Raw genomic sequence first — 10,537 nt, 5'->3', positions numbered from 1 at the left:
TCGACCGTCCGGCGCCGAACCGGCTGTGGGTCACCGATTTCACGTACGTGGCCACCCTGGCCGGCACGGCCTACGTCGCGTTCGTCATCGACGTGTACGCCCGCCGGATCATCGGCTGGTCCGCGGCCGGCCACATGCGCACCGCCCTGGTCCTGGACGCCCTGGATGGCGGTCGCCGCCCGCTTCCGCACCGGCTCCGCCGACCTCACCGGCCTGATCCACCACAGCGATGCCGGATCTCAATACCTTGCCATTCGATACACCGACCATCTGCAGGAGGCCGGGATAGCCCCGTCCGTCGGCACGGTCGGTGACGCGCTCGACAACGCCCTCGCCGAGAGCACGATCGGCCTGTTCAAGACCGAGGTCATCAAGCCGAACGGGCCGTGGCAGTCCCTGACCGACGTCGAGATCGCCACCCTGACCTGGGTCGACTGGTACAACAACCGCCGCCTGCACACCGCCTGCGACGACCTCACCCCCGCCGAAGCCGAACAAGCCCACTACGAAATCCGACTGCGGACTGGACCACTACGAGGTCCGTACCTGGGACGCCTGGATGCGCCACATCACCCTCTCCATGGCCGTCCTCGCCTTCCTGACCACCACCGCCACCCGCACCGACGACACCACCACCCCGGCGCTGGCCGCCCCGGAACCCGACCAGAGCGGCCACCCCGAAAAGGGGCACCCAGCCGACGCGTTGCGCAGCTGACCCGCTACAGCGCCGAAGAGATCCGCCGACTCCTCACCCGCCTCGCCTGGCCTCCACCGCCGATCACTGCCGCCCTGGTCACAGCCCAATCGCTCTGGCGGCACACCCACCAAACCCGGGCCCTGCCATGCCATCACACAACCCGCAACCGAAGAGACCGCGAACACGACTCACGGCTGTAGTACCGGTAGCTGTTGGCACTCACAGGAAACACAGCAATCGCTTGCCCCATCGAGGGGCCACATGCCTCCTTGGGCCTCATCGGTCGATTCGATAAGATCGGGATCCGGATCGACGAGGTGGAGGAAGCTCTCGACTGCCGGATGCCCACCCCGGACGAGGCGCGCGCCCTCAACATGCCGACCGTAGGCACCCCGGTGGTCGCTATTGAGCAGACGTGGTGGGCTCAAGGGCTTGCTGTCTGCACGGTACTGTCACGTTGAGCTGGTCTGGTGAGTTGATCTTGAGGTTGGTCGTCTTGGGAGGGTCTGCTGGTGGGTGTCGCGGCGCCGTCGTACAAGGGCCACCGCTACCCGGTGGAGGTCATCTCGCACGGTGTGTGGCTGTACTTCCGCTTCCCGCTGTCGTTCCGTGAGGTGGAGGAGCTGATGCTCCAGCGCGGCGTGATCGTCTCGTACGAGACGATCAGACGGTGGTGCAACAAGTTCGGGCAGGCCTACGCCAAGGGACTGCGCCGTCGTCGGCCGCAGGCCGGGGACAAGTGGCACCTCGACGAGGTCTTCGTGAAGATCAACGGCGAGCGGCACTACCTCTGGCGCGCCGTCGACCAGGACGGCAACGTCCTCGACATCCTCGTCCAGTCCAGGCGGGACACCAAAGCCGCAAGCGGTTCATGGCCGGGCTGATGAAGAAGCAGACGTGTGTCCCCCGGGTGCTGGTGACCGACAAGCTGAAGAGCTACGGCAGCGCGCACCGCGAACTCATGCACTCGGTCGAGCACCGTTCACACAAGGGTCTGAACAACAGGGCCGAGAACAGCCACCAGCCCACCAGGCAACGCGAACGTGCGATGAAAGGCTTCCGCTCACCCCAAGCCGCCCAGAGGTTCTTGTCCGCGTTCAGCGGCATCTCACCACTTGAGGTTGTCAATTCCTTTGTGTATGTAGAGGCGTAGGTCTGCTGGTTCGGGCCTGTGGGGGTGGTTACTTTCGGTGAGGCCGACAAGGCCTACCAGGGAGCCGGCGGCATCGTCACCGTTCCCCACCGCCGCAAGCCCGGCAAAGACCTCACCGCCAAACAGGCGTCCGTCAACCGGGCCCACTCCCGGCTTCGCTGACCCCTCGAGAGAGCCACTGTCCGGATCAAGACCTGGCGCATCCTCCGCAAAGCAAAGCACGCTGCAGCCCCACCAAACTCACGTCAATCACCAAAGCCATCCTCACTCTGGAGACTCACCCCTGAAAAGGCTCACTGAACCTCTTTCATCCTGTCTCTGAGGAGTGAAAGGCCTGGTCAGCCAGTGGGTGACGTGGCAGAGCCCCCGGTCGTTGGCGGTGTTGATTCCACTCGACACTGCCGATGGCCCGGGGGCTCTGTTGGTTCCGTATCTTTCCATGCTCGACCTGCCGCACGAGCTTGTGGAGCACGTCTCCTGGCTCATCTACGAACGGCGGCGCGAGGTGAAGTCACGCTGGCGCAGGCTCGGTTGTTTCAAGCAGGCCCTGCTCGCACTCGCCCACCTACGGAAGAACGAGACATTCGCGCAGGTGGGAGCAGGGTTCGTGGTATCGGAGGCGACGGCCTGGCGTTATGTGGACGAGACCCTGGACGTCCTGGCCGGGTGGGCGGGGCGGTCGCCCTTCGGGGTGAACGGGCTCGGAAGCCGGTCCACGTCGACGGTGCGGCCGCCCACCCGCACGCGGGACAGGTCGACATGGGAGAGGTCGACCAGCCACGAGCCGGGCAGCGCCGGGTCGAAAGCCGGGTTGCCGGTGAGGTGGGTGGACCCGTTCAGCCCGACGGTGAGACTGTTCGCGGCCGCGGCGAACGACATGTTGAGGTCGACCGCGACCAGGTACGGGTTCGTGCACTCCTCATCGGTCAGGGGCCGGCACCAGTCGTAGGGCTCCTCCATCAGCATCTCGGCCGGGGTGCGCAGGTGGTGCCGGGCGAACTTGCCCTTCAGGTTCGGGTGTTCATCGGGGACCTCGCAGTCCACCACCTTGTAGAGGGCGGTGAGCGCGTCCGCGTTGAAGGCGGGCTTGAACTCCCCGGTGGCCTCGTCCTTCTCCGCGCGGGTCGGCGGGCGCAGCGCGGTCATCAGCTCCAGGCCGGTCGTCGCCGTGCTGCCGCGCGGGGTCATCACCCGGGCCGCGTACAGGCCGAGGTACTGGACGAGGTCGGCCGGGTGCATCGTGAGCAGCAGCTGTGGGTTGTCCTTGCGGCCCCACTCGCGGACGTCCAGGGCGTTCCAGGGCAGGATGCACAGCTGGACGCAGCGCCGCCGGGAGCCCTCGGGGTCGCGGTAGATGCGGGCCCACGGGCCGAGGCCGCGCTGGGTCATCTGGAGCCCGGCCCGCTCGATCTGCTTGACCACTTTGTGGCCGGCCGGGAGTCGGCTCGCGTTGCGCTCCTACTCCGACAGGGCGGCGGGCAGGCCGAAGCGTTCCAGGGCGGCCGGGGTGAGGACGAGGACCGGGTCGGCGTCGCGGCCGTTGCGGTGCAGCCGGGCCTGACCGAGGCGGGCTTCGGCCAGCGTCCAGTCGACCAGGGCCGGGATCGTCTTGGCGGGCACGTCCAGGACCAGGTCGCCGACGCAGTACGCCGACACCTGCCCGTCGGTGTCGGCGTCGATGACTGCAAGCGGGCCGTTCTCGAAGCGCGGGTCGACGGCGGCCGCCGTGGTCTTCTTCGGCGTCGCCTTCTTCGCACCCGGGCGCCGGGACGACGCGGCGGGCTTCGCAACGGGCGCCGGGCGTGTGGCAGCAGTCGGGGCCGAGGCCGCCGGTGCTTCGACGGCCGGGGCGGGAAGGGGCACGGGACCGGTGAACGCCTCCGGGACCACCGGCGCCGGGGCGGGCGCGTAGGCGGCCGGGGCGGGGAAGCGGGCGGCGAGGCCCTCCAGGAGGCGGGCGTACGCGGCGCGCTTCGGCGGCCGCGGCTCCGTCTTCCCGATCTCCCAGTTCCCCACGGCCTCGCGTCGAGCACCCAGCGCCGTGGCGATCTGCGCCTGACTCAGGCCCGCCGCCTCCCGCAGGCGCTTGCGCTCCGCAGGGGTTGGCAGGTCGTCCTGCGCGACTTGCTCCAGCAGCGCATCAACGGCGCTGAACAGCTCGTTCTCAGTGGACACAGAGGTCACCTCCAATGGATATCATACCCGATCGCACTTTGATTCGCGCATCGGATCGCGCATCGGATCGCGCATCGGATCGCGCAATGGGGAGATTGCAACACGGTGCGTTGCAGTCCCCTGTTGCAGCCGTCTGTTGCAGTGTGTGTTGCACGCACGGCGGCGGTGAGCACCCAGGCGGCATGGCGACGTTGCAGGACCGGGGCCGGCTGCCAGGCTGAGCGGGTCCGGCCCACGAGGCGATTGGGAGCCCGCCGTGTCCGTCGCGTTCCGCATCAGGTGCTGCCTGTGCGCCAAGAACATCCCGCTCGCCGGGGACGTCATCGCCCTCGATGGCGAGTGGCGGCGCCGCTACCGCTGCGTCAGCTCACGGCCAGCGGCGACTTCGCCTACTTCGTCGACATCGCCCGCTACATGGGCGGACTCCCCTTGAGCGGCCCCACCACGACGATCTGGACCGATGCCCCCGAGGTCGTGCGCGAGAAGTGGCACGCCCTCGTCGTCGCCCGCTGCGCCCGCCCCAACCCGGCGCACTGAACGCCAGCGGCCGACACCCGATACGGGCAGCGGCCGGCCGACCCATCCGAGGAGGAGCCGTGACGAACATCTGGATCATGCGGAAGAGCGAGACAGGCATCAGCCGCGTCCTGTTACGGGCTGACGCCATCAACTACCTGGACGCGGACGACCGTCAGGTCCGCGCCTCCCTGTCCGGATCGAACGAGATCTCGGTGCTGGTCGACGCGAAGGACGGCGGCCTCGACGGGCCGCTGCTACCGGACGACTTCAGCCTCACTCTGCTCTTCGCCATCAGTCAGGCGAAGCAGGACGCACTTCTCGCGACCGACGACCCGGACGAAGAGGACCGGGTCCTGGTGGCGCAGCTCGAAGGAGGGGAATGGGTCTGGAAGACGTTCAGGCCCTCCGCACCCGAGCCGAAGGCTTCTTGAACCGCAGCCCCCTGCGGACACCCTGCGAACGGCACCGGCTTCGCGCACCCCGGGCAACGCATCAGGGCCCGGACCACATGTGGTCCGGGCCGTGATTTCGCCCGCCGGCTGTTCAGCCGCAGGGCCGTGAGGTCACTTGTCGGTGCTCTTGCCCACGAGCGAGGACAGCAGCTCGACCATGGTCGCGTTGGCCGTGCGCTGCTCGTCGATGAAGCCGTCGATCTTGCGCTCCAGCCCGTCCAGGCGCTGGGTCACGTGGCTGCTGAGGTTCTCGACCTTCTGGTCCAGGTTCCCTACCTGCAGGCGCACCGCGGTGAGGTCGGACTTGATGATCCCGAACTCGCGGGAGTCCTGAGCCGAGGTCTCCTCGAAGCGCCGGGTCAGGGCAGCGAGCTCGCTGTGAGCGATGGGGTCCTCAGGCACGCGGGCACTCCTGCCAGATCACAAAACCGCAGATAGAGACTCCACGATATCGCGCCCGTACCCCCGTACGGCCTCCGGTTCCGCAGCCTCGCCAGGCGACCACTCACATTCAAGACCAGAGCACTGGGTCCGGGCCGGGAAGCATCGGCTGGCCTCGGTCCCAGGCCGACCGTGAGCAGCTCGCTAGCCGATACGGGGCGGGACAGCCCGGTGGTACTGCCCCCAGAGCGCTCTGGGCACCGGGCCTGACCCGTACACCCATGCCGGCACGAGCTGCCCCGACCCTATCCGAAGCGGCCCCACCCGGAGCGGGTTCTCCCAGACAGGGGTAAAAGAGCGCCTTGCCGAAGTCACCGGCGTTTGCCCAGCCAGCGGAGCAGTCCCTTGCGCCGCTGAGGAGGAACGGGCGGCGGAGGCCCGGCAGGCTTCGGAGGGATGAGCACCTCGGCGGGTTCGACCGGTGCCGGTACCGGTGCCGGCGCTGGTGGCGCGGTCGGGTGCTGGGCCTGGGGCGGCACGGGCGGCGGCGCGTGGGTGGGTGCGGCCGGTGGCTGCACCGATGCCGGTTGCTTCGCCGCGGGCTTCTGCTTCGTGGCCGCTGTTTCGATGGGCTGCTGTGACCAGCTCTTTCGTACAGCTCCCGAGCCTGCCTTGTAATGGTTGTAGTGCCCCGCACAGTTACATCAGTGTGTCTGCATGTCTGCTTCGATACTCGGTGCACAGGGGCGTCTTTCCCTGCGGCACAAGGTGGCCCCCGGCCGTGCGCAGCTGTCGTTGTCCTGCGGGAGGGATGCGCGGTGACCGGTCGCCTGGCGACGCCTGCTGGATCGCCCATCCTGGAGATGGCCCGCCGCGCGGCCGAGCATCGCGCGCAGGGCCGGCACATCGTCGACCTCACGCTCGGTGAACCAGATTTCGCCCCGCCCGGCCATGTCATTGCCGCGGCCCAAGAGGCGGCCGGCCGTGTGCTGGGCTACAGCCCCGCCAACGGCCTGCCCGAACTGCGCCGGGCCGTGCGGCACGTGGTGGAGCGGGATCGCGGACTGGAGTACGCGGACGCCCAGGTGGCGGTGGGGTGCGGCGCGAAGCAAGTCATCTTCAACGCGTTCTTCGCCACCCTGCGCCCGGGGGACGAGGTGATCGTCCCGGCGCCGTACTGGGCAAGCTACCCCGCCATGATCCGCCTGTGCGGCGGGCTGCCGGTGGTCGCCGACTGCCCAGCCGCGTCTGGCTTCCGCCTCACGCCGCAAGCCCTACGGGCGGCCATCACCGAACGGACGCGCTGGGTCGTGCTGAACGCCCCCGGCAATCCCTCCGGCGCCACCTACAGCCATGATGAACTGGCGGCCCTCGCCGAGGTGCTGCGGCGGCACCCCGCCGTCACGGTCCTGTCCGACGAGATCTACGCCCACATCCGCTACGACGATCGGGAGTACGTCAGCCTCGCGCAGGCCGCACCGGATCTGCGGGAGCGGATCCTGCTCGTCGACGGCGTCTCCAAGGCGTATGCGATGACCGGCTGGCGCATCGGCTGGGGACTGGGCCCGTCCGACCTCGTGCGCGCCATCACCGCCGTACAGACGCAGAACTGCACGCAGACAGCGGCCGTAAGCCAACTGGCGGCCGTCGCCGCGCTCGAGGGGCCCCGGGCAATCCTGGCGGAACGGCGAGCGATCTACCACCGTCGCCGGGATGCCGCATTGGCGATCCTGCGACAGAGCCCGCACCTGGACACGGTGGCGCCCGACGGCGCGTTCTATCTGTTCCCGCGCCTTACGGCCGGTGACGATCTCGCGGTGGCGGAGGTGCTCCTGGTGGCGGGATGCGCAACCGTGCCGGGCCGTGCCTTCGGCGCGCCGGGCCATCTGCGGCTCTCCTTCGCCACCGACATCACCACGCTGGAAGCGGGCTGCCGCACCGTCGTCGGCGTCCTCGACAAGGCCGCCACGTGATCGCACTGACACTCAAAGCCCTGATACCGGTCGTCCTGCTGATCGGGCTCGGCTTCGTCGTCAAGCGGTGGATGATCCAGGGCGAGAGCTTCTGGTCCGGAGCCGAGAGCCTCGGATACCGGGTGCTGTTGCCGGCACTGTTCCTGCACGGCCTCGCGACGGCCGACACCCATGACCTTCCGGTGAGAACCCTGACAGCCGTCCTGGTCGCTTCCACCGTGGTGGTCGCCGCGCTGGTCATCGCCCTGAAGCCCTTGATGCGGCTGCCCAGCGACGGCTTCACCTCGGTCTTCCAGGGCAGCATCCGATTCAACAACTACATCGGCGTGACCATCGCCTCTGGCCTGTACGGGACACAGGGCGTGGCCATGGCCGCGGTCTGCAACGCTGCGATCGTGCCCACGGTCAACGTGCTGTGCGTGCTGGTCTTCGCCCGGTTCGGCGACGCCCGCTTGAGCCTGACAGGCATCGCCCGGCAACTGGTGACCAACCCGCTCATCTTCGCCTGCGTGGCAGGCGGCCTCCTCCAGGCCCTTCACCTGGGTCTGCCACCGGGCATCGAGCCGGCACTGCAGTCGCTGGGAGCCGCTTCGATGCCGTTGGGACTGCTGTGCATCGGCGCCGCGCTGCGCTTTGGCCACGCACGCGCATGGACGGGCCCGATCCTCACGTCCTCGACCATGAAGTTCGTCCTTATGCCGACCGTGACCTTCCTGCTGGCCCAGCCGCTTGGCCTCGGGGCGTCGGCACTGCTCGTCGCCGTGCTCTTCCAGTCCCTGCCCACGGCGTCGTCGTCGTACATCATGGCCCGACAGCTCGGCGGGGACGCACCGATGATGGCCGGCATCACCGCGACACAGACCCTCGTGGGCATCGCCGCCGTTCCGCTCGTCGCGGCCCTCGTTCCCACCTGACCACCGGGACCCTAGGGTCCGCAGCCGTTGTCAGCCCTGCTTCATACGGTGACGGCGGACGGCATCCGTGTTGGCGCAGCGAGCACTGCAGTAGGCGCGGCGACCATTACGGCTGGTGTCGGCGAAAGCCGTCCGGCACGAATCCAACGCGCACACCCCCAGCCGCCGGCCCTCCGCCTCCATGGCGAAGATGGCCAGCCCGCCCGCGGTCACGGCCCGCACACGGCTCTGCACGTCCTTGCCGTCCGGCGCGAAATGCAGATGTGGCCGCAACCCGTCGTGCGTCGTCAGATAGACCCTTCCGGCACCGTCGGCGAGCAAGGCATTAACGGTCTCGCACCGTTCGTCCTGCGAGACAGCCTCGAAAACGGGCCGCAAGCGCCGCGACCACACCCTGATCTCCTCACCAGCCGAACCAGTCACACGAGCACGCCGAATCGCATGACGCTCAAGCACCTGCTCCAACGCCTCGGCCCGCCACGAACCACCCGCCTCAAGATTCACCAGCGACACAGCCAGGCGGACACCGACCATGTTGTCATGCTCAAACTTCACTCACCCATTGCAGCACATCCGTTGTATCCGCCGTGATCGCCTGCACTGGGCAGCGGCGGGACTGTAAATCGTTCCGTGATACTCCCCTCAGGCGGTGGCTGCGAGGAAGTCGCGCACGGCGGGGATGGTGCGGCGTGCCGAGGTGCTGTCACGTTGTTGGGGTGTGATCGTCTGATGGCGTGTCGGGGTGTGGCGGGCCCTTGCTGGGGCTTGGGTTCAGGCTCCTGTGGGCAGACCGATGCCGGCGGTGACGCGCTCCCAGATGGTGAAGCGGACAAGTTTCTCGAAGCGGTGGCCGACGGCAGTCATCAGGTGGCGTGGGGGCCGGAAGTGGGGTGAGATGCCGCTGAACGCGGACAAGAACCTCTGGGCGGCTTGGGGTGAGCGGAAGCCTTTCATCGCACGTTCGCGTTGCCTGGTGGGCTGGTGGCTGTTCTCGGCCCTGTTGTTCAGACCCTTGTGTGAACGGTGCTCGACCGAGTGCATGAGTTCGCGGTGCGCGCTGCCGTAGCTCTTCAGCTTGTCGGTCACCAGCACCCGGGGGACACACGTCTGCTTCTTCATCAGCCCGGCCATGAACCGCTTGCGGCTTTGGTGTCCCGCCTGGACTGGACGAGGATGTCGAGGACGTTGCCGTCCTGGTCGACGGCGCGCCAGAGGTAGTGCCGCTCGCCGTTGATCTTCACGAAGACCTCGTCGAGGTGCCACTTGTCCCCGGCCTGCGGCCGACGACGGCGCATCAACGGCGAGCGGAAGTACCTGGGGCGGGCCGTGGATGCCGACGGCAACGTGCTGGACATCCTGGTGCAGAGCCGGCGTGACAAGGCCGCGGCCAGGAGGTTCTTCCGCCGGCTCCTCACCACCACCGGGCAGGTGCCCCGGGTCATCGTCACCGACAAGCTCCGCTCCTACGGTGCCGCGCACCGCGAGGTCATACCCTCGGTCGAGCACCGCTCCCACAAGGGCTTGAACAACCGGGCGGAGAACTCACACCAGCCGACCAGACAGCGCGAACGCGCGATGAAAGGCTTCCGCAGCACCGGCTCGGCCCAGCAGTTCCTGTCCGCGTTCACCGGGATCTCACCCCACTTCCGACCCCGCCGACACCTGATGACCGCCGGCCGCCACCACCTCGAAATGATGATCCGCTTCACCATCTGGAACCACATCACCGGCAGCACAGGCATACCCGCCACGGCCTGAACACGGCCCCGCCAACATCGCCATGCCCTCAAACGATCACACCCCCGACAACGTGACAGCACCCACGTCGATGACGAACGCGACGTAGGCCGTGCCGGCCAGGGTGGCCACGTACGTGAAATCGGTGACCCACAGCCGGTTCGGCGCCGGACGGTCGAACCGGCGTTTCACCAGATCGGCCGGGCGAGCGGCGGTCGGATCGGGCACAGTGGTGCGGTACCTCTTGCCGCGGACCGCCCCCTTCAGGCCCAGCTCGCGCATCAGCCGCTCGACGGTGCACCGGGCCACCGGTATGCCCTCCCGGTTGAGCTGCAGCCACACCTTCCGCGTTCCGTAGACCCGGAAGTTCCTGTCGAACACGCGGATGATCTCCCGTTTCAGCATCTCGTCCCGCAAGGACGCTCCCTCGGAGCCGGGAGCCGGAGCCGGAGCCGGAGGAACGCTGCTGTCTGGCTGTGGCGTCGTAGTAGGTGGACACCGCGATGGGCGCCCCGTGCTCGCTCAGCACGCGGCAG

Annotated in this window: 8 protein-coding genes and 7 pseudogenes; 10 read left to right on the top strand and 5 right to left on the bottom strand. The window is 68.2% G+C overall.

Going from position 1 to position 10,537, the window contains the following annotated elements; translation table 11 throughout:
• The 5 genes and pseudogenes from ACFYP3_RS35965 to ACFYP3_RS35945 form a co-directional block, all read left to right on the top strand.
• A pseudogene (locus tag ACFYP3_RS35965) lies at nucleotides 1-507 on the top strand (IS3 family transposase); the annotation flags it as partial.
• A 52-nt stretch (nucleotides 508-559) separates the two neighbouring features.
• Nucleotides 560-715 (top strand): hypothetical protein, encoded by a 156-nt coding sequence (locus tag ACFYP3_RS35960; protein ID WP_388842152.1) that lies wholly within the window; start codon nucleotides 560-562, stop codon nucleotides 713-715.
• A 488-nt stretch (nucleotides 716-1,203) separates the two neighbouring features.
• Nucleotides 1,204-1,820 (top strand): annotated as a pseudogene (locus tag ACFYP3_RS35955) (IS6 family transposase); the annotation flags it as partial.
• A 54-nt stretch (nucleotides 1,821-1,874) separates the two neighbouring features.
• Nucleotides 1,875-2,012, top strand: coding sequence for a hypothetical protein (locus ACFYP3_RS35950; RefSeq protein ID WP_388842150.1), 138 nt, complete (start codon nucleotides 1,875-1,877; stop codon nucleotides 2,010-2,012).
• 217 nt (nucleotides 2,013-2,229) lie between these two features.
• Nucleotides 2,230-2,556, top strand: a pseudogene (locus tag ACFYP3_RS35945) (transposase family protein); the annotation flags it as partial.
• On the opposite strand, the pseudogene tap reads toward ACFYP3_RS35945, so the two are convergent.
• Nucleotides 2,511-4,025 (bottom strand): annotated as a pseudogene (gene tap / locus ACFYP3_RS35940) (telomere-associated protein Tap); the annotation flags it as partial. The pseudogenes ACFYP3_RS35945 and tap overlap by 46 nt on opposite strands.
• A 339-nt stretch (nucleotides 4,026-4,364) precedes the next feature.
• On the opposite strand from tap, the gene ACFYP3_RS35935 reads away from it, so the two are divergent.
• Entirely contained in the window at nucleotides 4,365-4,562 is a 198-nt protein-coding gene (locus ACFYP3_RS35935) for a hypothetical protein (protein ID WP_388842148.1), read from the top strand.
• A gap of 59 nt (nucleotides 4,563-4,621) precedes the next feature.
• Nucleotides 4,622-4,975 (top strand): hypothetical protein, encoded by a 354-nt coding sequence (locus ACFYP3_RS35930; RefSeq protein ID WP_388842146.1) that lies wholly within the window; start codon nucleotides 4,622-4,624, stop codon nucleotides 4,973-4,975.
• 132 nt (nucleotides 4,976-5,107) lie between these two features.
• On the opposite strand, the gene ACFYP3_RS35925 is transcribed toward ACFYP3_RS35930, so the two are convergent.
• Nucleotides 5,108-5,398 carry a hypothetical protein gene (locus ACFYP3_RS35925; protein WP_388842144.1) on the bottom strand — a complete coding sequence of 97 codons (291 nt, stop codon included), beginning with the start codon at nucleotides 5,396-5,398 and terminating at the stop codon, nucleotides 5,108-5,110.
• A gap of 797 nt (nucleotides 5,399-6,195) precedes the next feature.
• On the opposite strand from ACFYP3_RS35925, the gene ACFYP3_RS35920 reads away from it, so the two are divergent.
• Both ACFYP3_RS35920 and ACFYP3_RS35915 read left to right on the top strand, forming a co-directional pair.
• Nucleotides 6,196-7,350: a pyridoxal phosphate-dependent aminotransferase gene (locus tag ACFYP3_RS35920; RefSeq protein WP_388842142.1), complete on the top strand. Its 1,155-nt coding sequence runs from the start codon at nucleotides 6,196-6,198 to the stop codon at nucleotides 7,348-7,350.
• A complete protein-coding gene (locus ACFYP3_RS35915) occupies nucleotides 7,347-8,264 on the top strand; it encodes an AEC family transporter (protein WP_388842140.1) in 918 nt (305 codons plus the stop codon). Before ACFYP3_RS35920 ends, ACFYP3_RS35915 begins: the two co-directional genes overlap by 4 nt.
• A gap of 30 nt (nucleotides 8,265-8,294) precedes the next feature.
• Here the strand turns inward: ACFYP3_RS35915 and ACFYP3_RS35910 are convergent, their stop codons facing one another.
• Nucleotides 8,295-8,819, bottom strand: coding sequence for a CGNR zinc finger domain-containing protein (locus ACFYP3_RS35910; RefSeq protein WP_388842138.1), 525 nt, complete (start codon nucleotides 8,817-8,819; stop codon nucleotides 8,295-8,297).
• 216 nt (nucleotides 8,820-9,035) lie between these two features.
• Nucleotides 9,036-9,559: pseudogene (locus ACFYP3_RS35905) on the bottom strand (IS6 family transposase); the annotation flags it as partial.
• Nucleotides 9,560-9,578: 19 nt separating this feature from the next.
• Here ACFYP3_RS35905 and ACFYP3_RS35900 point away from each other — a divergent pair.
• Nucleotides 9,579-10,022, top strand: a pseudogene (locus ACFYP3_RS35900) (transposase); the annotation flags it as partial.
• Nucleotides 10,023-10,064: 42 nt separating this feature from the next.
• Here the strand turns inward: ACFYP3_RS35900 and ACFYP3_RS35895 are convergent.
• A pseudogene (locus ACFYP3_RS35895) lies at nucleotides 10,065-10,537 on the bottom strand (IS3 family transposase); the annotation flags it as partial.

It is taken from the genome of Streptomyces sp. NPDC005533 (assembly GCF_042871845.1).
GTDB lineage: Bacteria > Actinomycetota > Actinomycetes > Streptomycetales > Streptomycetaceae > Streptomyces.
The sequence above is the reverse complement of the archived record's forward strand: the minus strand, read 5'-3'. Positions and strand labels throughout refer to the sequence as shown.